Raw genomic sequence first — 24,707 nt, 5'->3', positions numbered from 1 at the left:
CCCATAAACGCAGGAAACAGCAGGAGTATCCTACCCCTGCCTGATTTCCTGTTTGCGGTTGAATATATGTTTTACAATAAAATGTTTATAACTGTCCGTGTGCCTCGCGCTCGGTAAGCTCCTGCATGATCGCCGGATACATTTTGTCAAGCTTATATCCGAAAAGCGTTACAATGATCACTGCTGCAATGAGGATCGGTCCAAATTTATAAAGAGAAACGATCATCTCCAGTGCTGTTTCCGGCTGTGCAGTTATTCCTGCAGATGAGCTTACATATCCGGAACTGCTTAAAAGACCTGTGATCACTGCGGAGGCAAGACCTGCACCAACTTTTGTTCCGATGGAACCGCCTGCAAAGATCAGGCTTTCCTGACGGATATGGTTTTTCCACTGTCCGAACTCTACTACATCACCAACCATACTGAATACAACTGCGTTCAGTGGAGCAAGTCCGATGGCACGTGTGACACAGCTCATAACCATGAAACCGAAGCTGTATGGATTCAGGAAAAACAGAACCTGTCCGCCAAGTGCAACAAATCCGCCGACAAATGCGATATTTCTTTTTCCGAATTTCTTGATCAACGGTGAGCAGATAAAGATTCCCGCTACCAGAACCAATGTTTCTGTAAGGAACAGTGCGCTGTACATCCATGTGTCATTGTTAAAAATATATTTGCAGTAGTACGGAAGAATGGTTCCTGTGATCGTAAAGGATACACTCTGTACTGTCCACAGAAGCATTACTGCCCAGAAATACTGATTTGTAAAAAGCGCCTTCAGCATTGTCAGAATCGGAAGCTTCTCATCTTTCTTTCTTGCTTCGATCTGAACCTTCTCCTCACATTTGAAGAAGCAGAGAAGCAGAAGTGCAAGTGCAAGCACTGCCCATACACTCATAACCTTGATCCATGCAGCCTGGTCATTCCCCATAACCTTAACAAGCGGCAGTGTACAGGTTGCTGCAACGATCTTTCCGAGAGGTGACAGTCCCATTCTCAATACACTGAGTTTATCTCTTTCTGATGATTCACGGATCATCATTGAAGAAAGACTTCCATATGGAAGATTGATCGCTGTATAGCATATGGTCGTACAAAAGTTATAGGTTACAAAGAGATACAGAAACTGAAGCATCCCTGTTGTACGCGGCACTGTGAAAAGCAGTACTGCTGACAGTGCAAACGGAATGCTCATCCACAGAAGCCAGGGTCTTGATTTTCCCCATTTGGAATTGGTCCTTTCTACAATGACACCCATGACCAGATCGGAAAATCCATCAAAGCATCTGGAAAGTAACATTACCAGTCCTACTGTTGCTGCGCTTATCCCCACATAATCTGTGTAAAACAGCGTCAGCAGTGTTCCGATCATTCCGAACACGATATTACACCCTACATCTCCTCCAGCATAACACAGCCCTGTTGATACCGAAAGTTTTTTCTTCTCCATCTTATTATCCCGCCCTTTCATTTCTTTTCGTTTTTTTATTTTCGCTTTCCTTTTGATGATTCTATTTTATCGAAAATACGGGATTATCAAAGTATGAGAAATTTTAGTTTTTTCGGTATTATTTTTACCTGACTGTTAAATCTGTACCAAAGTTTTTCTGATTCTGCTATCTCTACATCCTTCTTTTGTCCTATTTTTATGTTTTGTGTTTTATTTTTGGATGGAAACCTGCTTGTATCAGGGATGAGAATGTCTGTCATCCTTCATATATGTATCAATATTTTCTTCGGTAAGCACCTGGGAATCCAGAATCTCATCTTCTCCTGTTCCCTCTCCCTCCAAATCCTTCACAATATACCGGATGGTTTCGTAACCGATCTGATAGCCGGACTGCGCACCAAGCGCCACGATGCGCCCATCCCGAACCGCTTTCAAGGCATCTTCCTGAGCATCTACGGAAACAATGGAAATCTCCCGTCCTTCAGTTGCCTCTGAAAGCCCCAGAGCCGTCACTGCACTTGTGGTCATGATTCCGTTAAGATCCGGATATTTCCCCAGGATCTCATCCACATCCTTCTGGGAAACCCGCATATTACTGTATCCGCTCCGAACCATCTCAATGGTGATCCCAGGCTCTTTTTCCATATATTTTTCAAAACCGGTAACACGCATCCGGTGACCCGCCTGTTTAAAATCACCTGCGATCACACCGATCTTTCCTTTATGATCAAGCGCCTTTGCAAGCTGCTCACCCAGCTCATAACCCAGCTTTTCATTGTCAATACCAATATAAGGGATTTCTGAATCCTCTATGGGAGTATCACAGGCATATACAGAAATCCCCTTTTCTCTTGCAAAATTTAAATAATCTTCGCATTCATAGGAATCTATAGGAGAAACTGCTATCGCCTGGATATCGGTTTTCAGAAGATCCCGGATCATATTTTTCTGAACCTCTTCTTCTGTTTCGGAATCCGGGGACAGAATCACCACATCTGCATGATATTTTTCTGCCGCATCTTTCATTCCGTCACAGACAGACAACCAATATTCACTGCTTTTAGATTTTGTAACAACACCGATCGTTACCTGCTCTTCTTCTGTTTTCTTTGCAGAAGACCCGCATCCGGAAAGGCTGCAAAATCCTATAACTGCCGCCAGAATACAGATATATTTTTTTCTCACGAAGGATATGCCTCCTTTTCTTTTGCTGCTGTATTTGCCACGGGAAAAAAGACTCCGGAGCCTTTTTCTCCGGTCCGGAGTCTTTTCTTATCTGGCAACGCAAGGTTTGCATTTGCATTTTACCAGAGTTTTCTGTAGATTTCTTTTACTTCTTCTTCTGTTACATCACGCATGGTATTCTGAGGACTTCCACTGTCCATAGCATCATGTGCCATTTTGTCGATAACGTTGAAGAACTCTTCTTTATTGATACCGAACTGTTCCAGAGTCGGAGTATCCAGCTCATTTACAAGTGCCTCTACTGCTTTCAGGAATTTCTCAGCTGCTTCCTGATCAGAATCAGATGCATCTGCCACACCGATATCACGTCCCAGAGCTCCGAATCTGTCGTATGCTCCAGGAAGTGCAAAGGTAAGGCACTCTTTCAGAAGCATAGCATTGGAAAGTCCATGTGCTACATGGAACAATGCTCCGATCGGACGGCTCATTCCGTGGATAATGGTAACAGATGCGTTGTTGAATGCGATTCCTGCCTCAAGAGCAGCTACAGACATCTGTACACGGGCTTCTTCATTCTTTCCGTCTTTGTATGCAACCGGAAGATATTTAAAGATTCTCTTTACTGCAGATACTGCAAAAGTATCGGAAAGTGTCTGTGCTTTTCTGGATGTATAAGCTTCCACACAGTGACAAAGTGCATCAAGACCTGTTGCTGCTGTGATCTTTGGAGGTGCAGTCATAGTAAACTGCGGGTCGATAATTGCAAGATCCGGCATGAGAACTTTGCCTTTAAGAAGCATCTTGATGTCTTTTTTGGTGTCAGTGATGATCGTGAACTGTGTTGCCTCAGATCCCGTTCCTGCTGTGGTAGGGATCGCTGCCATTGGCGGCATCTTTACATCGATCACTTTTCCCATATAGTCGGAAATGCTTCCACCATTTACTACCAATGAGCCGATGGCTTTCATAGAGTCAATGGGGCTTCCGCCTCCCAGAGCTACCAGGAAGTCACAATTCTCATCTTTATAGATCTGTAAGCCTTTTTCGATCATGGTATCTGTCGGCTCACCGCAGATGTCAGAATAAATGCTGTATGCAATGCCCTGATTTGTCAGCGCCTTCTCAACTTTTGCACAATTTCCCAGGTCGATCATTACTTTATCGGTTACGATCAGAGCTTTTTTACCAAGGAGTTTCAGTGCGTCTTCTGCCATGTCCAGTGCTCCGGAACCGGAAATAATTTCTCCAGGTACAATAAATTCTCTTGCCATTGTCAAAATCTCCCTTCAGTCAGTACAATTTTTTTCATAATAGCAGCAGGTCTACTGCCTGCTATTTACAACCCAGTATCAGTATCTCCGCATCCTTAAAACTCGGCGTCATGAAGCCAGGTATATCTCTCATCCTCGCAACGGTCTGTCTGCAGCCACGGATTTCCGTCAATGTGGCGGATCATCCAGCATGTATACATCTGATATCCAGGTGCAACTGCCTGCGGATGAAGCTCTCCCCCTGGAATTGCGGAAAAGCTCTCATCTGTGCTCTTAAATACCTGGTCACCGACAAAGCTTGCTCCGAATCCCTCCGGATGATCAAATTTGAAGAAGTATGTCTCAGGCTGCGGATGTCTGTGCGGCAGGTATCCGGACCAGTTTCCTCTGTCATTGAGAACCTCACCAAGTACCATATTGGATTCCGGTGAAATGTCGTGATCAAAAATCGTATTTACTCTTCTCTTTGCCACGTTTCCGAATTTTCCTACACTGGAATATCCCCATGGAGCGTCTTCCGGTTTGTAAAGCCTTGCACCGAAATCTTTCTCATTCTTTGTGCACTGGACAAGGATCTGTGACTCCGCATTTGCCACAACTGCGATCTCAGTTCCTGTACATCCATGAACGCACCAAGGTCCCTCTGTGAACACATCTTTTCTGGTTGCTGCTGCTTCGTTTCCGTTCCATTTATAGGTGATATTTCCGGAGAGGAGGAGAACTGCTGTCTCCTCACCCTCTCTTAAAAATGTTCTTGTCTCCCCTGCCTTCATACGGTAAACACGGATGTCCATCATCATGGCCTTGTACTCATTATCGTATGTTGTAAGAATCTTTTCACCTTTTTCGTCATATTCAGGATAACCAAATACTTTACTCATTTTCTTACCTCCCAGATTAGTACAGTCTTGCCTCTTCACGGCCTTTCATAACTCCCTCGCAGGCCTTTCTTACACTTTCTTTCTCAGATGTTGTTGCGATTCCTACATCCCACCAGGACTCATATCCGTCTGTCATGGTCTTCGGGATAACCTTCAGATCAAAGAGGCATGCAATCTCCTGCTTTTTGGCATCTTCCAGAGCATCTACCAGTTCCTGGATAGTGCGGCAAGTATAAGTCTTCAGACCATAGCCTTCGCCAATCTTTGCATAATCTACAGGGATCAGGTCTCCGGTCGGTTTCTTGCCGTCTGTATAACGGAACTCCGTTGCAAGGCTTCCGATTCCGTGATTCATCTCAAGGTTGTTGATGCAGCCAAATCCGCAGTTATCAAATACCATGATATTGACTTTCTGTCTCTCCTGCATGATAGTCATGATCTCACTGTGGAGCATCTGGAAGCTGGAGTCTCCAACTACACAATATACTTCATTATCAGGCTCTGCAAATTTCACACCAAGGGTAGCGGCAACCTCATATCCCATACAGGAATATCCGTACTCTGCGTGATATCCGCCACGTTTGTCTGTTCTCCACATACGCTGCATACAGCTTGGAAGGGAACCGCCTGCTGTGATGATGGTTGCATCTTTGTCGATAGTTCTGTTGATCGCTGCAAGTGCTGCTGTCTGTGTGATCTTTCCGTTTGTAAGCTTTACATATTCCGGGATTGTACGAGGATCTCTTGCCTTGATCAGCGGCTCAAAATCATCTCCTGTGTACTCGATACTTCCAAGGCGCTCCATTTCTTTATCCCATACAGCTTTTGCTTTCTCGATCTCATCTGTATATGCAGATTTATATCCTCTTGCACGAAGCTTCTCCGCAAGTGCTTCTACGGTAGCTTTTGCATCGCCCACAGCTTTTACTGCATCCATCTTGTATGCGTGGAATCTGCAGTTGTTGATGCTTACAAACTGAACATCCTCGTTCTGGAACAGATGCTTGGAGCTTGTTGTAAAGTCAGACATTCTTGAACCGATAGAAATTACCACGTCTGCGTCTTTACCGATGATGTTGGAAGCATAGGTTCCTGTTACACCGATACCGCCAAGGCAGTATGGATTGCCGGACTGGCAGGCACTCTTTCCGGCCTGTGTCTCGCCGAATGGGATCTTGAATTCCTCGCAGAATTTCTCAACAGCTTCTCCGGCTTCTGAGTAACGGACACCACCACCAACAACGATAAGCGGCTTCTTTGCTCCTGCGATGATCTCTGCCACATCCTCAAGCTCTTCCTCTACTGCAACCGGTCTTGTGATCCTGTGTACTCTCTTCTTGAAGAAGTACTCCGGGAAGTCAAAGGACTCACCCTCAACATCCTGACAAAGTGCGATGCAGCATGCACCTGTTTCAGCCGGATCTGTAAGAACTCTCATTGCGTTGATCAGAGCTGTCATAACCATCTCCGGTCTTGTGATTCTGTCCCAGTATTTGCAGACCGGTTTGAATGCATCGTTCGTACTGATAGCAAGGCTGCTGCTCTGCTCCAGCTGCTGGAGAACCGGGTCAGGCTGGCGGGATGCAAAAGTATCTGCCGGGAATACAAGAAGCGGAATGTTGTTTACAGTTGCTGTTGCACATGCTGTTACCATGTTTGCAGCTCCAGGTCCGATGGAGGAAGCGCATGCAATGATTTTTTTGCGGTTGCTCTGTTTTGCAAAAGCGGTAGCAACGTGGCACATACCCTGCTCATTTCTTCCCTGAAGAACCTTCAGCTGTCCCGGATTTGTATCCAGCGCCTCGCCAAGTCCTACAGCAATACCGTGTCCGAAGATCGTGAAAAATCCTTCTACAAATTTTGTCTCCACTCCGTCCATGGAAACATACTGATTATCCAGGAATTTTACAATTGCCTGTGCAGTTGTCATTCTTACTGTCTTTGCCATTTTTTCCACTCCTTTTCTTTATACTCTTGCGATCATTTCGCCGAATTTTTCTTTTTCATCTTTAATAAATGCGTGAACCTCATCCGGTCCCGGAAGGGAATCAGAACAGTTGTTGCTCTTAACCATCATGGATGCCTCTGCTGAACCGAACTCCAGACAATCGATGATCTCCCAGCCCTGATACAGTCCATACAGGAATCCGGAGCCGTATCCGTCGCCGCCTCCGAAGCCTTTTCTTGCCTCAACCGGAAATGGCTTGATACTGAACTTCTGTCCGTCAACTGTGTAGGCTGTGGAACCCTTCATACCGTGTTTGATGACAACGATCTTTGCATTTTTTGCCTGCCAGTAAGCTGCGCTCTCCTCATCAGTCATACCCTCTTTGATCAGCTTCTCTGTAAGATCAAACTCTTCTCTGGAGCCCATGATGATGTCAGCTTCCTTAGCTACGATGGAATAGTAGATGGAAATCTCATCCGCATTCTTCCAGTTGTACTCTCTGTAATCAATATCAAAAATGATCTTTGTGTTTACTTTCTTAGCAAGCATAACCGCTTTGATCGCTGCTTCTCTGGAAGGGCTCTCTGCAAGAGCAGTTCCGGAAATGAGGATTGCTTTTGCATTTTTGATATAATCCTCGTGGATGTCGTCTACATGAAGCTGCAGATCTGCGATACGGTTACGATACATGAGGATACTGCTTTCCTTTGGAGAAAGCATCTCGGTAAAGGTAAGTCCCAGCTTCTCTCCGTTTGTACATTTGGTGATCTGTGAGGTATCGATTCCTCTCTCATCAAAATAATCTACAACATACTCACCGAACTGATCATCAGAAACCTTTCCGATGAATCCTGCTTTCAGGCCATGTTTGGTGACACCTACAGCGATGTTTGCAGGAGATCCTCCTACAAATTTCTCAAACATATGTACCTTTTTGAGGGGTTTGAACTCCTCCTTCACCTGATCGTTGTAAGCAGGATTGAAATCAATGGCAACTCTTCCAAGGAGCACCAGGTCCATTGGTCTGGATTCATCAAATTCGATATACTTCATGATCTTACCTCCGTCTGTTTGATGGTTTATTTTTTACTTCTTTTTTTGTGTGCTTTTTTGTTTTGCGTGCTTTTCTTTTATTCAGCGTGCTTTCTTGCGTGTTTCTTATGATGTTAATATAGCACTGTTTTACAGTTTGGGCAAGTGCTTCTTTTCATTTTCCTCTATTTCTGTTATTTTGTACAATTTTTGCAGTTTCCTTTTGTTTAAATTGGCTATTACATTAATGTGCTTTTGTGTGCATGCAATTTTAGCACGCATCACGCACGCATTTTAATTTCTTTTTTCCCATCAGCGGATTTTCAGATTTTCTGCAACAAAAAAGCCTGCAGTTTTTTTCATCCTGCAGACTTTCCTTACTTTTTTATATGTTCTTTCGTTTAATGCATCATTTAAAGGTTATATTTCGTTTTGATCTTGATATCTGTAAAGAGATATTCTCTCTCCGGCTCCTGTCCTTTTGTCAGGATATCCGCCAGGATCCTTGGCGGTTCATACCCCTGGACATATCCATTCTGGTCGATCAGAAAATCCACATGATCATTCTTCAGAGCCCGTTCGTTCTTCGGAGTCTGATCATAGATCACAACGTAGGGCCTGCGGTCAAGTCTCAGTTTTTCAAATGCCTTTCCTACTCCTGCCTGGCCTCCTGATACCACCAGGATCCCGCTGATCCCCGAAGTATTCATCATGGCATTTTCTATAATGTGCTCCACCTCAGCTGCTTCATCAAAGCTCCCGTGAACACCTGCGATCTCCAGATGAGGAAAAGCCCGCTTGGCTTCCTCCACAAAGCCATCCACCCGCTGATTATCAACATGATTGCTGAAATATCCGGTGATGATCAGAATCTTTCCGATTCCTCTTGTCAGCATTCCAAGGAGTCCTGCCGCAGTACGTCCGCTCTTGCGGTTATCCATTCCCACAAAACAGGTTCTTCTCGTTCCTACAATATCAGAATTAAAGGTTACCACTGGGATATTCTTCTCTTCGATCAAAGCATTCAATTTCTCCCGGACAGCCTCACTGTCCACAGGCATGACCGCAAGTCCCCTGATTCCTTCCTGTTCCAGTTCTTCAATGGCCTGCAGCTGTTCCTCTTCATCAACAGAAAGACCCTCTTTCAGAATCAGCTGGATCCCTTTTTCTTTTAGTTCCAGGGCCGCCTTCACAATACCACGGTTTACTTCCTGCATAAAAGAAGATCTGGCAAGCTGTGTCACCACTCCGATCTTCAGTCTTTCATCTTTAGCTGTTCTGGAATGTTTCCGTTCTTTCTGTACATATCCCATCTCGTCCGCCAGACGGCAGATTCTCTCTGCCACCTCCGGATTGATCCGTCCTCTGTGGTTCAATGCTCTGTCCACGGTTCCCCTGGAAACCCCTGCCTGTTCGGCAATCTGCTGTATTGTTACCGCCATAAATCCTTCTCCTGCCTCTGCCTTACTGTATCATTGCCAACTGTTCTGTTCGGCAATGATCTTTCTATATACATTTATATAGTTTTTTCGAAAAGGTGTCAATATGTAAGTGCATTATACGCGGCCCCTCCGATCTTATCCCCGAACAGCCATATGATATGCTTCTTTATAGGAAATCCCTGTTTTTTCACAGAGTTTTTTTACGCTTTCGTATTCCGGATAAAAATATTCCTGTCCGTCAAAAGTGCAAACCTTCACTTCTACCTCCCCAAGCGGAGTTGTAACCGCTCTTTTCTCTCTTTTCAGAATGGTTCTCCCCATCTCCTGGCGACGGATCCCAATGGTTGTTGTTTCTCTGAAAATAATCTGCTCCATCACTGAAACCTGTTCTTCTTTACATAGAACGGTAAGCAGCCATGCCGGACGGTTTTTCTTCATAAATACAGGCATGTAATTGGCCTCTCTGGCTCCTGCCTCATACAGAAGCTCCATAACATAGCCAAGCGTTTCTCCTGTACAGTCATCAATGTTGGATTCCAGCTTTATAATGGTATCTGTTTCCGTACAAGCATCATTGCCTGAAGCCTCCTCCCCGGATCCCCGGATCAGCATGGCACGGAGAATTCCCGGGCACTCATACTGGCGCTTGCCTGCTCCGATACCGATCTTCCTCACCGTGAAATCTTCAGGCAGTTTTTCTGATGTAAGGAATGCCGCCACAATGGCTGCTCCGGTAGGCGTTATCAGTTCACCCTGCACCGATGTGATATGCAGCTTCAGCTGATGAGCACTTACAATATTACTTACCGCCGGTACCGGTACCGGAAGGATTCCGTGCTGACAGCGAATCGTTCCGCTACCCTCACAAAGTCTTGGAACGATCACTTCCTCCACATCCAGATCATCCATACAGATCGCAGCAGAAAGAATATCCACAATGGAATCCACTGCACCCACTTCATGGAAATGGACCTGATTCACCGGTACATTATGGGCTTTCGCTTCTGCCTCGGCAAGAATCTTAAAAATCCTTTTTCCATAGGATTTTGCACGATCTGTCATATCTGTGTGGTCGATAATCTCCATGATCTCGTCAAGGCCACGGTGCTCGTGATGATGGTGTCCATGCCGGGAACCCCCATGATCATGATGATGTTTTTCATGATTATGACCGTGAAAATCCCCATCATCTCCATGCAGATATTTCATATCATGATCATGATTCTCGTGATCATGATCCAGCAGTACATCAAAATCACAGGCATCGATCCCTGATTTCATCACACGGCTGATCTTTATGTCGAAACCTTTTACCGGCAGACTTTTAAGAGTTCTCACCAGTTTTTTCTGATCTGCACCCAGATCCAGAAGAGCCGCAACTGTCATATCTCCGCTGATCCCAGAGGTACACTCCAGATATAATTTGTTTCTCATTTATTTCCCCTCCGCAAGCCGATTGATCTGGGTTGCCAGATATCCTGCCCCAAATCCGTTGTCAATATTTACTACTGCAATTCCGTTGGCACAGGAATTGATCATTGTCAGAAGCGCTGACAATCCATGAAAGCTGGCGCCATATCCCACAGAAGTAGGTACCGCAATCACCGGACGTTTCACAAGACCACCCATAACACTTGCCAGTGCACCCTCCATTCCTGCTACTGCAACCACGCAGTTAGCCTCCTGGATGGTATCCAGCCTGGAAAAGAGTCTGTGCATACCACTAACTCCCACATCATAGATCCTCTCCACATGTGTGCCGAAATACTCTGCTGTCTGGGCAGCCTCCTCCGCAACAGAAATATCTGCTGTTCCGGCTGTACACACTGCCACTTTTCCGATATACTCCTTCTCTTTTTCAATCTTCAAAATTCCGGAAATCGGATCGTAGACCACATTGGGAAGAACCTTTTTCACCAGTTCATACTGATATTCTGACGCCCTTGTTCCAAAGACTTCTCCATCTTCCTCATAAAGCTTCTGATAGATATTCAAAAGGTGTTCGTCTGCTTTTCTCGCACAGTAAACTACCTCTGCAAAACCGGTCCTCGCTTTTCGGGTAGTATCCAGTTTCGCATAATCCATTTCCTCATATCCCTCTTTTTTCAGAAGGCCCTCTGCATACTCCACAGAGAGCTGGCCATTTTTTACCTCTTCAAGAATCTGCTGTAAAGTCATCTTTTTGCCTCCCTGTTTTCTATAATAGAATAACACAATAGCCAGACATTTGCCTGCACTTTTGCAAATAGTCTGGCTATCCGCCATTCGGACCTTTTACTGCCCGGTTTTTTATTTATGCAGCTACTTTGGCCGCCTTCTGTTCTTTATCTGATCATCTCTGCATATTTGGCCGAGATCTCATCAATATCTCCATATGCGATCAATTTTCCTTTTTCAAGTATCATTGCTTTATTGCACAGGCGCTGTACCTGTTCCAAAGAATGGGATACAAACAGTACCGTAACGCCCTTATCAAACATACTTAAGACTTTCTTTTCACTCTTTTTCCGGAATTTGGCATCTCCTACAGAAAGGACTTCATCAAGGATCAGGATATCCGGTGATACCAGTGTGGCAATGGAGAATCCAAGCCTTGCCTTCATACCGGAAGAATAATTCTTAATAGGGACATCGATAAATTCTTTCAGCTCAGAAAACTCAACGATCTCATCAAATTTCGATTCCAGAAACTTCTTGGAATACCCGAGCATCGCACCATACAGGAAAATATTCTCACGTCCTGTATACTGCGAATCAAAACCGGCTCCCAGTTCCAGAAGAGGGACCAGACGTCCGTTTCGGACCACCTTGCCTTCGGTAGGCTTGAATACACCGGCAATTACTTTGAGCAGAGTACTTTTTCCCGCTCCGTTAAGTCCCAGGATTCCTACACGGTCACCTTTTTTCACCTCAAAATCAACATTCTGAAGAGCCCAGAATTCATTATATTTAATTTCTTTTTTTAAGAATTTAATCACGTAATCCTTCAGGCTGTCTACCTTTTCTTTACTGAGATTAAACTTCATACTTACGTTATCTACAACTACTGCAGGTTTTTCCATATTTTTCTCCTGTTAAATATAAAGGATAAAATCATCCTGTTTCTTCTTGAAACAGAACATTCCGATGGCGATCGTCACAAGACTGAATACCAGTGCGTATGCCGCATAATGAAGATTCATCGGCTCTCCGAACATTCCTGAACGAAAAACATCGATGGTACAGTACAGCGGATTATATTTCAGGATCCATGAAAAACCGCTCTTCAGCAGTCTGGACGGATAATAAAAGATCGCACAGGTATACATGATCAGCATCAGCGCTACTGACCACAGATATTCCATATCTCTGAAAAAAACGCCAATCGTAGCAAGGATCATTCCGCAGCCATAGGACAGCAGAAATACCAGGATCAACGCGATCGGGATCTGGAGCATATAGAGTGTCGGCTCCACACCAAGTACTGCTCCTACCGGAACCAGCACGATCAGCGAGATCAGGAAGATCACGTAGTTAAAAAGCACACTTGACAACGGATAGAGATATTTTGGCACATAAACCTTCTTGATCATTGCCGAATTCGCTCTTACTGATTTCAATGTCGCTTTTGTGGCACTGGAATAGAATGTGTACAAAAGACGTCCTGTCAGGATATATACAGGAAATGTCCGATCCTTGTTTCCAAACAGGGTACCGAATACGATCGTCAGTACGATCATGGTAAGCAGCGGCTCAAGAAGAGACCATATGATACCAAGATAGGAACGTCTGTACTTCAGTTTGATTCCTTTTTTTACAAGCTCTCCCAGAAGAAACCTGTAACGTATAAAAGTATTTACGTATTCTTTCATAGCATCTCCAATATTCAATTTTATTTTTTCACACGGCTGTAAATCATAATATACCATTTTTAGAAATCTGGCAACCTTATTTTCGCCAAAAAAAGAGGCTCCAAAGGGCGCCTTTTTGAAAAATATGCTACTTATCCAGCATCTCTTCCATCTGTCTGTGGTCGCATTCCGCATTCGGTCAAAAAACCAGGGCCGGAACAGGATTTCTCCCATACCGACCCTTTGGTACTCTTGGCTTATTTGTAACAAACAAATTTTATGGAAAACTTTTCTTATCTCTTAATATTGAAAGCCTGAAATCCCGGATATACTGCTGCATCACCAAGCTCTTCCTCAATACGGAGAAGCTGGTTATATTTTGCCACACGTTCGCTTCTGGAAGGAGCTCCTGTCTTAATCTGGCAGGTATTCAGTGCTACTGCAAGATCTGCGATGGTTGTATCCTCTGTCTCACCGGAACGATGAGAGGAAATCGCTGTATAACCAGCTTTATGTGCCATTTTGATAGCTTCCAGAGTCTCGGATACGGAACCGATCTGATTCAGTTTGATCAGAATGGAGTTTCCGCAGCCAAGGCTAATACCTTTCTCAAGACGCTCTGTATTTGTAACGAACAGGTCATCACCTACAAGCTGTACTTTTTGGCCAAGCTCTTTTGTCATGATCTGCCATCCTTCCCAGTCTTCCTCGTCAAGGCCGTCTTCGATGGAATAGATCGGGTATTTCTCGATCAGGGTCTTCCAATGCTCAACAAGCTCTGCAGATGTGAATTTCTTTCCGCATTTCGGAAGAACATACTCGCCTTTCTGGCTTCCTTTCCACTCGCTGGATGCTGCATCCATGGCAAGAACGAAATCTTTTCCCGGTTCATATCCTGCTTTCTTTACTGCCTCAAGAATGTACTCGATGGCTTCCTCGTCGCTTCCAAGGTCTGGTGCAAAACCACCCTCATCACCAACACTTGTTGCAAGACCTTTCTCTTTCAGAAGTGCTGCAAGTGCATGGAACACCTCTGTGCACCAGCGAAGTCCTTCTTTGAAGCTCGGTGCTCCCGCAGGCATGATCATGAATTCCTGAACATCAACAGTATTCGCAGCATGTGCACCACCGTTTAAGATATTCATCATCGGAACCGGAAGTCTGTTTCCGTTCACCCCACCAAGAAATCTGTAAAGGGGAATGTCAAGAGAAATCGCAGCTGCTCGTGCGCATGCGATAGATACTGCAAGAATAGCATTTGCGCCAAGTTTGGATTTGTCCTTTGTTCCGTCTGCATTGATCATGGCAGCGTCCACTGCATAAATGTCAGATGCATCCATTCCTGTCAGTGCATCGTTAATTACAGTATTGATATTTTCAACGGCCTTGGAAACACCTTTTCCTCCGAAACGGCTCTTATCCTGATCCCTCAGTTCAAGTGCCTCGAATTCTCCTGTGGATGCACCACTTGGAGCTGCTCCTCTTCCGATAGTTCCATCTGCCAGATAAACCTCTGCCTCTACGGTCGGATTTCCTCTTGAATCAATGATCTCTCTTCCAATGACTTTCTCGATCTCTAAATATTCCATTTGATATTTATCCTCCTGTCTGGCTTTTTCGCCCTGTCCGCAAATTTGCCCGAGCCGCATTTTGCCAGGGGATACGGCCCGCCACAATTATTTACGCAATAGTTAGAACCTGCTAACTATATACAAGTTTACTGTATCTAACTTTTATGGTCAAGGGGAGTTATTGTCATTTTTTTCTCATTAGAGCAGCTCCGTCTATTTTCAGAAAGCTTAATAAAAATGTGCAAATTTTACATATTGACATCCTTACGCTGATTATGATAATATAATCGCCGGACTTAAAACTAAATATGGTTTATGACAAAATCCTGTCATATATTGGAAACGCACATTCTCCTGAATGATTAACGAACAACACATGCTTTACGGTTTTACATCACCACTTAATCATTTTAAAGGAGGATTTTTTATGCCAAAAAACAAATTTCAGGAAGTTATCTTTACCATTATCATGGTATTTTTCATGGTTTACGCCATGATCTGCTACAACATTTCTCTGAACACTGGGAGTATGACAAACCATGTGTTCCTTGACGCTTTTCATGAGCTGGTGATCATGGGACCGATTGCATTTATCCTTGACTTCTTCCTTGTATCCAAACTTGCTTTTGGTTGTGCAATGCGCATGGTAGATTTCAAAAACTGCCATCCGTTCAGCAAGATTCTTGCAATCTCCGTTCCTTCTGTTGCTTTCATGTGCCCGTTAATGAGTCTTGCCGCAACCATTCTCTTTAAGGATGCCGGAAATCAGTTCGTAGCTGTATGGCTTCAAACAACCGCCTTTAACTTTCCGATGGCATTCTTCTGGCAGCTGATCTATGCAGGTCCGATCGTACGTTTTATTTTCAGACATATCTTTCCTGAAAAACAAAACGTAAAAGAAGCGACAGCAAATATGTAAAATAAAGAAAGCACATTGCCATGGTTGAACCACCCCAAAAGTCATATTTTCCGGTGGCGGCTCATTCCATACAATGTGCTTTTTATTTTTCACACGGATCTTTCTCATCTGATTTTCGGATCTCTCAGACTGTTCTCTTTAATTCCGACATCCTAAGGATCTTCACGATCAGCGGGATCACCATAATGACCCAGACTATCGGTTCTGCCACGATCACGCCGGTATATCCGAGGAGCGGCACCAATGTCACTGCGATCACCACTTTTCCGATCATCTCCAGCGCACTGGAAGTCAACGGGATCACCATTTCTCCAAGTCCCTGCATAGCATTTCTGAGTACACTGATCACAGCCGTTACAAAATAAAAAAGCGTATCGAATTTAAGATAATTGGTGGCGTTTAGGATCACCGTCTCATTGTGGCTTCCTGTGACCAGATAGATCAGCTGTTTTCCAATGGTAAAACTGAAGATCACAGTCATCACGGACCAGATGCAGGTATACAGAACTGCAAGACTGATTCCCTGGCGCACCCGGTCCATACGCCCTGCACCTGCGTTCTGTCCGCAGAAGATTGCCATAGTCTGCCCGAACACGCCAAACATGATCATAAACATTTCCGTGATCTTACGGGCCGCTGTATGTGCCACGATGATATCTCTTCCAAGTCGGTTGATGGAGGTCTGCAGTGCCAGTGTACCAAGATTTACCAGAGAATTTACAAGTCCCATGGAAAGTCCTGCACTCAGCATATTTTTCATCATATTTCTGTCAGGATCAGAAAAATCCTCTTTTTTCAGCCGTAGGATCTCATACCTGCGGATCATGTAAAACCAGCATACCAGAAAAGCCAGCGTCTGTGAAAGTACTGTGGCAATGGCTGCTCCCTGAACTCCTGCTTTTACTACCAGAATAAAAAACAGATCTCCTGCGATATTTAAAGTTACAGACACTGCCAGGATCACAAGGGGCGTCACCGTATCCCCAAGTGCACGCAGAGATGCCGCACAGGTATCATAAAGAAATGTTGCCAGCATACCTGCAATAATGATAAAGATATACTGTCTGGCGATTCCCGTCAAATGATCAGGAACATTCAAGAACCTCAGGATCGGATGCAGAAACAAAAGTCCCAAAACAGTCAGAATCAGAGAAAGCACACTGCCCATTACAAGAGACAGCGCAAAGGATTTTCGCACTTCTTCCCGGTTTCCGGCACCGAATTTCTGTGCGGTGACGATGGCAAATCCATTTGCAAGGCCCATCAGAAAACCGATGATCAGCCCGCTTAAAGGACTGGTGGCCCCTACTGCAGCCAGCGCATCTTCTTTCAGAAAGCTCCCCACGATCCTAGTATCTGCCAGGCTGTACGTCAGCTGCAGGAGATTTCCCAGAAATACAGGAAGTGCAAAGGACAGGATCAATGTGGAAGGTCTCCCTTTTGTCAAGTCTTTCATGTCATCCTCCCTCAGTCAACGATATCATTCTGAAAACGGGAAAGATGCTCATAAGGAAGAATCATCCTTCCGCGGAACAGTCCGCAGCCATCATTGATCAGGCTATTATTTACCGCACCAAACATATTGACATCCAGTTTTGCAAGATCCAGTCCAAGAAGCCGCATCCCCCGCTCATAGGCCTCGTCAAAATAGATACATTCCCCCTGGGGAATCGCGTCCCTTCTCCTGCGTTCACTTTCCTGTTTTTTCTCATAGCTTAAATGGTTGGCGGAACCAATCTCCGCAACATCATCCATGTCTTTGGTCCGCAGCTGTACTTCCATATAGCTTCGGGAACTGTTATCATAAAACGTGATATGCAGGGACTGATAATCATCCTCACTGTTGTTACAGATGTAATCTCGGTAATAAGGTCTGACCTCCTCACTGAGCAACGGAGAAGTGCTTTCCTGTACCCCTCTGGCCGGCTCTGCGGTAAATCCTCTTTCTTCCAGAAATCCCGGAAGTATATTGGCAATTTCATAAAGATAACGAAGCTCTTCTTCTCTGACATTCTCTCCATTTTTCAGATGACATCTGGGCATGGCGATAACGATCCTGTACGCAATAAAATCCCGAAAACAACTTAAGCGCTCCTTGATCTGTGACACGGAAGGATATTCACCGTGTTCTTTGTAATAGTCATAAATAAACTCCACTACATATCCATTAAATTTTTCCTCCGCACGAATCAGAGATTTGATCCTTCCCTTGAAGGTAAACGCCAAAAACGGATATTCCCCTGCCATGTATTTATAAAATTCCCGGATTTTCTGAGACTGGGCAGTAAGGAAATCATTATGCTCCAGAAGCTCCTGGATCTGGATCAGAAAATTACAGTGTACCAGATCGATCTCGTTGTGTTTTTCCTTCGCCTCTGTTCTAAGATCCCGGATGTATTTCTTCAGTATCCGGAGAAGAGTATCTCCGGAATACAGATAATCATTTAATGTTATCATTTGTGTTTCTCTTTTCTACTTTTAGTCTTTTCAGGATCACATATTTACAACAACTGCCGGATGATCTGTGCTCCTGTCTTTTATTTATTTCAGTTTTTCACGGAAAAATTCCGCAATCCGGTTCCATACCTCATCCTGAAAAAACTGGATATCTGCATGGTCTGCACCATCCAGTGTCAGCAAAGTGACATCACAGCCATTTTCTTCAAGAAGGACATATAAAGTTTCCGACTGAACATAAGGAACGACCTGATCGCAGTTGCCATGAATGATCATAAATGGCGGTGCATCCTTCGTAACCTTGGAAACCGGACTGCTCTGGTATGCCATTTCTTTATTTAACATGGAATTAAATCCAAGCAGAAGGGATTCTGCGGAAGAAGCACATTTTTCTGCAGATTCACACGGAAATGCAGAAAGATCCGTAGGCGGGTACCATGGGCAGGCAGCCTGTACCTTACTGGATTCTTCCAGATACTCTCCCACATCCAGAGCCGGATCATTGTCCAGCGCAGCCATACATGTAAGATATCCTCCGGCAGACTCTCCCATAACTCCTATCTGCTCTTTGTTGATGCGGAACCGGTCTGCATGAGCTTTCAGATAGCGGATGGCTGCCTTTACATCCTGCAGCGGCATCGGATACGGGCCCTGATTGGAAGTACGATACTCCACACTTGCCACTACAAATCCATCCGATGCCAGTCTGCTCAGATAAAGATTATGTGCGGATTTATCCATCATCAGCCATGCACCTCCGCAGATCCAGAGGATGCAGGGATAGGTTTTTCCATCTTTTGTTTCCGGGTAGATTATATCCAGTTTCAGATCCCGCCTGCAATGTCCGAACCAGGAATCCACCTGTGCGTAAGTAATATCATTTACTGTAATATACTGAGGCTTCTCTGCCGGAAGCTTCAGTGTCTTTTTTTCTGCTTTTGTCATAATCTATTTTCCTCTTTTCTTCTGATCATTTTATCTTTGAAATATTTTTCTTTTATTTTATCACAACACTGCTTTTTCTGCTTTTATTTTTCGGAGAAAAAGCACTCTTTTTCTGCAAAACAGGGTTTTGATCTTTTTGTTCATAAATCCCTCCTCTTTGTAAGTAAAATTGTTTGTCAGCAATAACAAAAAGCTGCTATAATAGATTTTCTCTATTGTAACAGCTTTGTTTTCCTACTTTTGGAATGGATTTATTATATTATAAGTTTTTTCTCTGTCAACGCCCTCAGACAATTTCACAGCTTTTCTTTATCAGTAAACCTGTATCCTGCTTTCTCAGATCTGATACCAACGAATCTCATTAGCTTCCAGATGAAGGTCAAAGCTCTTTCCATCCCCTGTGTAAACCGTAGTATCCTGTGGCTCATAGGTGTTGTTTACCACACAATACTTTTTATTTTTCACATAAGCATGTACTTCCACATTATAATTGGAAGAAAACCAGCAGAAAAGCTCATTTTCTGCTGCGGCTGACCAGAGCACCGCACGATAAAGGATACGACTGTTGCAGAAGCTGTACGGAAGTCCGCTGATGTAAACACCTCTGCCTTTTCCGAAGGTTTTTACTGCCATCTGGACTTCCTGATTCTTCTGGATAAGAATCTTTGTATCCGGAAGTGCGAAGATATTCTTTTTCCCCTCACCGAAATCTACAGTTTCGTCTGTATCCTCCAGGATAAAATGATCTTTATGCTCTTCCCAGTTGTATTTATCTGTATTAAGATTAAATCCTCTTTCTTCCTCTACACCAAGAATATCATCCAGCTGGAAGAATTTTCCCTGCCACTGATGAGCCGCTGGCTCGCCCACTCCAATGAATCCGCCTCCATTATAGACAAATTTCCGCACAGCTGTAAGAATCTTCGGATCTGCCCAGTTCTCGCCACCGGACTGCGCAGTGTCCGCATCACCTACATTGATGATCACATCAAAATCATTCAGCAGATCTTTATCCTGACGGATGTCATCAAAGCTGATAAAGGACACATCAAAAGGCGCACCACTTAATGCCTCGATGATTCCGAAATAGGAATAATTCTGCTTGTAATAGATGGCATGATGTACCATATGGTTTCCCCAGGAGCGCATTTTTCCCCAGCAATTTAAAACTGCCACACGTTTTACGCAGTACGGTGTGGTTCCCCGGATGTTGTCGTAGAGCACACGGAATTCCTGGCAGACTTCCTTGATATACTGTACAAAATCCGGAAATTCCAGAGCCAGCTTCAGATAACCGCCATATCCAATCCTCTGGATCGGGCTTCGAAGGATGGCTCTTCTTGCAGTCACCCAGTTTACTTTTGCCTCTTTTACAGGATCCCCTCCCTCATGGAAGGTATCCGGGAAAAAGTACGGCAGAAATCTTCCCTCCGTATATTTTACATGTTTAATATCACTGAACAAACGTAAGGTCGCACCGTTTCCAACGCTTCCCACTACCGCATCCAGCCCGATGGAAGCAAACTCATCCATAAAGGGCTCCATTCCGATCCAGTGATCGCCCATGAACATCATGGCTTCTTTTCCATATTCATGAACAATGTCTACCATTTCCTTTGCAAGCTTCGCCACTTCCCGTCTCTGAAAAGCCTGGAAATCTTTAAATTCTTTTGATGGGATCCGATAAGTGTTGTTCATGTATCCCTGATCAATGATAAACTCCGGACGGAACTTATATCCCACTTCCTGCTCAAACTGTTCCAGGATATATGGACTCACCGAAGCGGAATATCCGAACCAGTCTACATATTTTTCCCGTGCCATCTCATCAAAAATCAGTGTGAACTGGTGAAAAAAGGTAGTAAATCGTACTACATTCACATAATCATGGGAATCCAGAAATCTGCGGAGGCGATCCATAGAATGCGCACGTGTTGCAGGCTGACGCACATCAAAAGTGATCTGAGGCTCTACATCCTTCCAGTCATTGACAACTGCATTATACATATGTACCGGATCCCACATGATATATGCAAGAAAGCTTACCGTATACTCATGAAACTCTTTCGCCGGTCTGATCACAACATTTCCGTTTTTTTCATCGTATGACCATTCCTCTGTACTGACAACTTCCCCGGTAGTCCGGTCAATGACTTCCCACCATCTTCTGATATCATCTCTTGTATTCACCGCCAGCATATCCGGATACAGATGATCCATCAGATGGATCTCCAGAGTATCCGACACTGCCGTGTGAAAAGATGTCATGATATACATCTGCTGGATTTCTTCCGGATGAGCCTTTGCCCAGGCATTATCCTTTCTGGTGGTATAATAAGTTGCATAAATCTTTGCGCCGGTTTTCTTCAGCTCTGCCGGAAATTCTGTTCCATCACAGTCACGGATGGCATCTGCCCCCCATTCGTCCAGCATTTTCAGTGTCTCCGGAATCACATCCAGATCTGTCGGAATAGTCACTCTTCCTTTTGTTTCGCTCATCGCTTTACCTCCATTGTAAAAACCTCTGTTTTTTATTTCTGATATTTTTTCACGATCGTCTGCATAGTGTCCCATTTCTGTTCCATATCTGCCACCAATTTAAACTGTGTGCGGCAGCGGTCCAGATTATGTTCTTCCCGGTCGATTTTAAAATAATGATCTCCCTCCAGATAATCAGTAAGAAAGCGAATGCCGCATTCATAGGTCATCACCTTAGCTCCCATGGGAAGCATTTCGATCTCTTTTGCACTAAGCTTATCTCCACAGCTTTCCAGAAAGCCTTTTACATAGATTTCATAGAGTTCCATATCACAGGATACTTTGCTTAAATCTTTCTCATCCTCCAATGCAGTGCTGGCCCCGAAACGAATGGAATCCCCAAAATCATTCATGGCAAGTCCCGGCATAACCGTGTCCAGATCCACTACACAGATTCCCTTTCCTGTTTCCAGATCGATCATAACGTTATTCAGCTTCGTATCGTTGTGCGTTACCCGAAGGGGCACCTCACCTTTTGCCAGAAGCTCACCGAATACATTTGCCAGGTACTCATGCTGAAGCGCAAATGCAATCTCTTCTTTTACAGATTCGGCACGATGGCAGCTGTCCTTCTCTATGGCATTTTTCAAAGTCTGAAAACGTTTCTTTGTATCATGAAAATCCTTTATCGTTTCATGCAGAGTCTCTGCCGGATAATCTGCCAGCATTTCCTGGAATTTTCCAAATGCAACTGCACTTTCATAAAAATCCTCCGGTTTTTCCGCCAGATCATAGCTTACTGCATCGGTAATAAAAATATAAGCTCTCCAGCATTCTCCGTTTTCATCTGTCAAGAATGCCTTCCCTTCTTTCGTTGGAATCAGGTTCAGAACCTCCCGTTCCGGATCTCCTTCCTTCTGAAGAACTTTCTTTTTCAGATGCCCAGTGACTCCGGCAATGTTCTCCATCAGTTCTTCCGGTTTCCGAAAGATTTCCCGATTGATCTTCTGAAGGATCACCTTAATGGACCCCATCTCTCCGATCCGATATCTTAGCATATAGGTTCCGTTAATATGCCCGCTTCCGCAAGGGCCGCACGAAACCAGTTCTCCGGTAAATGCAAACTGATCCGCTATTCTTTTTATCTCTTCTTTTGCTGTACCTTTCATTTTACCTTCTCTTTCCCAGACAACAGTAAAAAGCATACCGTCCGAAAACAAATATGCTTTATACTTTTTGCTGTGATCATTTTTTCCGCTTTAAGATCCTGGTGGCAAGCGGAGCCACATTTTCATCCGATGATCCATAGAGAACTTCGTAATCCCCCGGAACAGAAACTGTTTCTGTCTTTTCTCCGAAGTTCTGGATAAACAGATATTCCGTATCCTCATTTTCTCTGGTTGTCACAGAAATACATTCCGGTATAAATGTAATCGGCATCTTCACGCCTGCTTCCTCTGCTGCCCTTCCCAGAAAGTCCTCATAAAAAGCCGCTTCCATATCTGCCGCCACATAATAAACATGGCCCTTTCCGTATTTCTTGTGAGTCAGCACCGGATACCCCTGATAGAAATCCCTTCCATAACGCAGCAGCACTTCCGCATCGGAAACCTTTGCAAGCTCGCAGAGATTTTTACAGGTATAGCTTTCTGTAAGTCTGAGATGATTTCCTGTTTCCGGAACACCTACGTTTTCTTCCCAGTCATAAAGTGCATCGATCTCTTCCGTACGGATACCGGCTGCCTCCATCAGTCCGTGAGGGGTTCCCTCAAGATAGCATTTATCTGTTTCATCTACAATTCCTGACCAGTAGGAAAGTACCAGAGTACCACCATTTTTTGCAAAAGTGCGTAGCTTTTCGGCATATCCGTGATAAAACATGTAGGCCATCGGTACCGTTAACAGACGGTACTGGGACAGATCATGTTCCATATTGATGATGTCTGTATTATAGCCTTTTCTTCGGAGGGCACGATATTGTTTCTGCACATTTTCCTGATAATGCATATCCTCGTTTCGAGGTCCCTGCGCATCCTTCAGCGCCCAGTCATTTTCCCTGTCATAGAGAACAGCCACCGGAGACTTCGTCACGCTTCCAGCAGTTTCCCGGATCTGCTCCAACGCTTCTCCTACCTCTGTCACTTCGCGGAAAATACGGGTATCATCCCCACCGTAGTGATCGATCACCGCACCATGGAATTTCTCAGAGGCTCCCTGACTCTGACGAAGCTGGAAATACAGAACACTGTCTGAACCATGAGCAACTGCCTGCAGAGAAGCAGCCAGATGTATTCCTGGTTTTTTCAGCTTGTTGACAGGCTTCCAGTTGGTCGCAGAGGGACAGGATTCCATCAGAAGAAACGGTGCTTTCTTGATGCTTCGCATAAGATCATGCTGCATGGCTCCGTCCAACGCTGTGGTATAATTGTCTTTTTTATGCCAGCTTGGGTAATTATCCCAGGATGCAATATCCATAACATCCTTAAATTTTTTATAGTCCAGTCCGTTGTAGTCATACATCAGATTGGCGGTTGCCGGAAGCTCGGAACCACCTGCACGGATCGCAGAAATTTCATGCTTCATAAAATCCACAGTCCTGTCTGTAACAAAACGTTTCCAGTCCAGGGTAAGTGCATGAAGAGCATTTTCCCCTTTTGGCGAAGGACTTTCGATCTGATCAAAGCTGTTATAGGTATGGCTCCAGAATGTTGTGCACCATCTGGAATTTAAATTTTCGATGGTTCCGTATTTTTCTTTCAGCCATTCCCGGAATTTTTCCTGGCACAGAGGACAGTGGCATTCTCCGCCATATTCATTAGAAATATGCCACAAAAGCACTGCGGGATGTTTTCCGAAACGTTCAGAAAGCTTCTTATTAATATTGTAGACTTTTTCCCTGTATACCGGAGAAGTATAACAGTGATTATGTCTTCCACCGAAAAATCTTCTTGTGCGGTCCGAATCCATGCGAAGAACTTCTTCGTATTTATCTGCCATCCATTTCGGTCTTGCTCCGGATGGTGTGGAAAGTATCGTATAAATTCCTTCTTTATACAGATTATCGATCACCTCTTCCAGCCAGTCAAAATTATATCTTCCCTCTTCCGGCTCCAGCACTGCCCAGGAAAACATTCCCATGGAAACGGTATTGATATGGGCTTTTTTGAAATATTCGATATCTTTTTTCAGAATATCCGGTCTGTCCAGCCACTGCTCAGGGTTGTAATCGCCGCCGTGCAGATAATGGTCATATCTGATCTGCTCTGCCATTTTTTTATCTCCTTATAATTTGATT

The 24,707-nt window shown here is 44.4% G+C and carries 19 protein-coding genes; 1 reads left to right on the top strand and 18 read right to left on the bottom strand.

All coding sequences use genetic code 11. From position 1 onward, the window contains the following. Positions 1 to 85: 85 nt before the first annotated feature. The 12 genes from MUB50_RS03310 to eno all read right to left on the bottom strand — a co-directional run bounded on the left by MUB50_RS03310 (position 86) and on the right by eno (position 14,631). Positions 86 to 1,453, bottom strand: coding sequence for an MFS transporter (locus MUB50_RS03310; RefSeq protein WP_244790082.1), 1,368 nt, complete (start codon positions 1,451 to 1,453; stop codon positions 86 to 88). 237 nt (positions 1,454 to 1,690) lie between these two features. Continuing rightward, the gene (locus tag MUB50_RS03305) at positions 1,691 to 2,638 is read right to left on the bottom strand and encodes a substrate-binding domain-containing protein (RefSeq protein ID WP_244790080.1); all 948 of its coding nucleotides are present in this window, start codon (positions 2,636 to 2,638) and stop codon (positions 1,691 to 1,693) included. Positions 2,639 to 2,757: 119 nt separating this feature from the next. Continuing rightward, positions 2,758 to 3,909 carry an iron-containing alcohol dehydrogenase gene (locus MUB50_RS03300; protein WP_118513341.1) on the bottom strand — a complete coding sequence of 384 codons (1,152 nt, stop codon included), beginning with the start codon at positions 3,907 to 3,909 and terminating at the stop codon, positions 2,758 to 2,760. Between the two features lie 95 nt (positions 3,910 to 4,004). Then, a complete protein-coding gene (locus MUB50_RS03295; RefSeq protein WP_118513342.1) occupies positions 4,005 to 4,790 on the bottom strand; it encodes a 5-deoxy-glucuronate isomerase in 786 nt (261 codons plus the stop codon). Between the two features lie 16 nt (positions 4,791 to 4,806). Next, a complete protein-coding gene (gene iolD, locus MUB50_RS03290; protein ID WP_118513343.1) occupies positions 4,807 to 6,738 on the bottom strand; it encodes a 3D-(3,5/4)-trihydroxycyclohexane-1,2-dione acylhydrolase (decyclizing) in 1,932 nt (643 codons plus the stop codon). A gap of 18 nt (positions 6,739 to 6,756) precedes the next feature. Beyond that, positions 6,757 to 7,791: a 5-dehydro-2-deoxygluconokinase gene (gene iolC / locus MUB50_RS03285; RefSeq protein WP_015524405.1), complete on the bottom strand. Its 1,035-nt coding sequence runs from the start codon at positions 7,789 to 7,791 to the stop codon at positions 6,757 to 6,759. A gap of 392 nt (positions 7,792 to 8,183) precedes the next feature. After that, a complete protein-coding gene (locus MUB50_RS03280; protein WP_244790078.1) occupies positions 8,184 to 9,212 on the bottom strand; it encodes a LacI family DNA-binding transcriptional regulator in 1,029 nt (342 codons plus the stop codon). Between the two features lie 135 nt (positions 9,213 to 9,347). Further along, on the bottom strand, positions 9,348 to 10,646 hold the full coding sequence (gene larC, locus MUB50_RS03275; protein ID WP_244790076.1) for a nickel pincer cofactor biosynthesis protein LarC: 1,299 nt from the start codon (positions 10,644 to 10,646) through the stop codon (positions 9,348 to 9,350). Next, positions 10,647 to 11,390, bottom strand: a complete 744-nt coding sequence (larB, locus tag MUB50_RS03270) for a nickel pincer cofactor biosynthesis protein LarB (RefSeq protein ID WP_244790074.1) — start codon at positions 11,388 to 11,390, stop codon at positions 10,647 to 10,649. A gap of 146 nt (positions 11,391 to 11,536) precedes the next feature. Beyond that, the gene (locus MUB50_RS03265; protein WP_092072899.1) at positions 11,537 to 12,274 is read right to left on the bottom strand and encodes an ABC transporter ATP-binding protein; all 738 of its coding nucleotides are present in this window, start codon (positions 12,272 to 12,274) and stop codon (positions 11,537 to 11,539) included. A 12-nt stretch (positions 12,275 to 12,286) separates the two neighbouring features. Next, entirely contained in the window at positions 12,287 to 13,063 is a 777-nt protein-coding gene (locus MUB50_RS03260; protein ID WP_244790072.1) for an ABC transporter permease, read from the bottom strand. Between the two features lie 272 nt (positions 13,064 to 13,335). Further along, the gene (gene eno / locus MUB50_RS03255; RefSeq protein ID WP_138277291.1) at positions 13,336 to 14,631 is read right to left on the bottom strand and encodes a phosphopyruvate hydratase; all 1,296 of its coding nucleotides are present in this window, start codon (positions 14,629 to 14,631) and stop codon (positions 13,336 to 13,338) included. A 409-nt stretch (positions 14,632 to 15,040) separates the two neighbouring features. On the opposite strand from eno, the gene MUB50_RS03250 reads away from it, so the two are divergent. After that, the gene (locus tag MUB50_RS03250) at positions 15,041 to 15,532 is read left to right on the top strand and encodes a DUF2798 domain-containing protein (RefSeq protein WP_118513348.1); all 492 of its coding nucleotides are present in this window, start codon (positions 15,041 to 15,043) and stop codon (positions 15,530 to 15,532) included. Positions 15,533 to 15,656: 124 nt separating this feature from the next. Here MUB50_RS03250 and MUB50_RS03245 read toward each other — a convergent pair whose 3' ends face one another. The 6 genes from MUB50_RS03245 to MUB50_RS03220 all read right to left on the bottom strand — a co-directional run bounded on the left by MUB50_RS03245 (position 15,657) and on the right by MUB50_RS03220 (position 24,682). Continuing rightward, on the bottom strand, positions 15,657 to 16,988 hold the full coding sequence (locus MUB50_RS03245) for an MATE family efflux transporter (RefSeq protein ID WP_138277289.1): 1,332 nt from the start codon (positions 16,986 to 16,988) through the stop codon (positions 15,657 to 15,659). An 11-nt stretch (positions 16,989 to 16,999) separates the two neighbouring features. Next, positions 17,000 to 17,989, bottom strand: coding sequence for a guanosine polyphosphate pyrophosphohydrolase (locus MUB50_RS03240; RefSeq protein WP_118513350.1), 990 nt, complete (start codon positions 17,987 to 17,989; stop codon positions 17,000 to 17,002). 84 nt (positions 17,990 to 18,073) lie between these two features. Further along, the gene (locus MUB50_RS03235) at positions 18,074 to 18,934 is read right to left on the bottom strand and encodes an alpha/beta hydrolase (RefSeq protein WP_244790068.1); all 861 of its coding nucleotides are present in this window, start codon (positions 18,932 to 18,934) and stop codon (positions 18,074 to 18,076) included. Between the two features lie 336 nt (positions 18,935 to 19,270). Beyond that, positions 19,271 to 21,433 carry a 1,3-beta-galactosyl-N-acetylhexosamine phosphorylase gene (gnpA, locus tag MUB50_RS03230; RefSeq protein WP_118513352.1) on the bottom strand — a complete coding sequence of 721 codons (2,163 nt, stop codon included), beginning with the start codon at positions 21,431 to 21,433 and terminating at the stop codon, positions 19,271 to 19,273. A 32-nt stretch (positions 21,434 to 21,465) separates the two neighbouring features. Then, the gene (locus MUB50_RS03225; protein ID WP_244790066.1) at positions 21,466 to 22,581 is read right to left on the bottom strand and encodes a phosphotransferase enzyme family protein; all 1,116 of its coding nucleotides are present in this window, start codon (positions 22,579 to 22,581) and stop codon (positions 21,466 to 21,468) included. Between the two features lie 76 nt (positions 22,582 to 22,657). Beyond that, positions 22,658 to 24,682 carry a beta-galactosidase gene (locus MUB50_RS03220; RefSeq protein ID WP_118624435.1) on the bottom strand — a complete coding sequence of 675 codons (2,025 nt, stop codon included), beginning with the start codon at positions 24,680 to 24,682 and terminating at the stop codon, positions 22,658 to 22,660. Positions 24,683 to 24,707: the final 25 nt, after the last annotated feature.

It is taken from the genome of Blautia sp. NSJ-140 (assembly GCF_022868965.1).
In the GTDB taxonomy this organism is placed as follows: Bacteria; Bacillota; Clostridia; order Lachnospirales; family Lachnospiraceae; genus Blautia_A.
This window is presented reverse-complemented; position numbering and strand designations above follow the sequence as displayed.

What these genes read in the sequence shown, in the direction of transcription:
- MUB50_RS03295 (WP_118513342.1), bottom strand. Translation starts at nt 4,790, where the DNA reads ATGAGTAAAGTATTTGGTTATCCTGAATATGACGAAAAAGGTGAAAAG.
- MUB50_RS03260 (WP_244790072.1), bottom strand. Translation starts at nt 13,063, where the DNA reads ATGAAAGAATACGTAAATACTTTTATACGTTACAGGTTTCTTCTGGGA.
- MUB50_RS03310 (WP_244790082.1), bottom strand. Translation starts at nt 1,453, where the DNA reads ATGGAGAAGAAAAAACTTTCGGTATCAACAGGGCTGTGTTATGCTGGA.
- MUB50_RS03235 (WP_244790068.1), bottom strand. Translation starts at nt 18,934, where the DNA reads ATGACAAAAGCAGAAAAAAAGACACTGAAGCTTCCGGCAGAGAAGCCT.
- MUB50_RS03245 (WP_138277289.1), bottom strand. Translation starts at nt 16,988, where the DNA reads ATGAAAGACTTGACAAAAGGGAGACCTTCCACATTGATCCTGTCCTTT.
- iolC (WP_015524405.1), bottom strand. Translation starts at nt 7,791, where the DNA reads ATGAAGTATATCGAATTTGATGAATCCAGACCAATGGACCTGGTGCTC.
- MUB50_RS03280 (WP_244790078.1), bottom strand. Translation starts at nt 9,212, where the DNA reads ATGGCGGTAACAATACAGCAGATTGCCGAACAGGCAGGGGTTTCCAGG.
- larB (WP_244790074.1), bottom strand. Translation starts at nt 11,390, where the DNA reads ATGACTTTACAGCAGATTCTTGAAGAGGTAAAAAATGGCCAGCTCTCT.
- gnpA (WP_118513352.1), bottom strand. Translation starts at nt 21,433, where the DNA reads ATGAGCGAAACAAAAGGAAGAGTGACTATTCCGACAGATCTGGATGTG.
- MUB50_RS03250 (WP_118513348.1), top strand. Translation starts at nt 15,041, where the DNA reads ATGCCAAAAAACAAATTTCAGGAAGTTATCTTTACCATTATCATGGTA.
- MUB50_RS03220 (WP_118624435.1), bottom strand. Translation starts at nt 24,682, where the DNA reads ATGGCAGAGCAGATCAGATATGACCATTATCTGCACGGCGGCGATTAC.
- MUB50_RS03225 (WP_244790066.1), bottom strand. Translation starts at nt 22,581, where the DNA reads ATGAAAGGTACAGCAAAAGAAGAGATAAAAAGAATAGCGGATCAGTTT.
- larC (WP_244790076.1), bottom strand. Translation starts at nt 10,646, where the DNA reads ATGAGAAACAAATTATATCTGGAGTGTACCTCTGGGATCAGCGGAGAT.
- MUB50_RS03300 (WP_118513341.1), bottom strand. Translation starts at nt 3,909, where the DNA reads ATGGCAAGAGAATTTATTGTACCTGGAGAAATTATTTCCGGTTCCGGA.
- MUB50_RS03240 (WP_118513350.1), bottom strand. Translation starts at nt 17,989, where the DNA reads ATGATAACATTAAATGATTATCTGTATTCCGGAGATACTCTTCTCCGG.
- MUB50_RS03265 (WP_092072899.1), bottom strand. Translation starts at nt 12,274, where the DNA reads ATGGAAAAACCTGCAGTAGTTGTAGATAACGTAAGTATGAAGTTTAAT.
- eno (WP_138277291.1), bottom strand. Translation starts at nt 14,631, where the DNA reads ATGGAATATTTAGAGATCGAGAAAGTCATTGGAAGAGAGATCATTGAT.
- iolD (WP_118513343.1), bottom strand. Translation starts at nt 6,738, where the DNA reads ATGGCAAAGACAGTAAGAATGACAACTGCACAGGCAATTGTAAAATTC.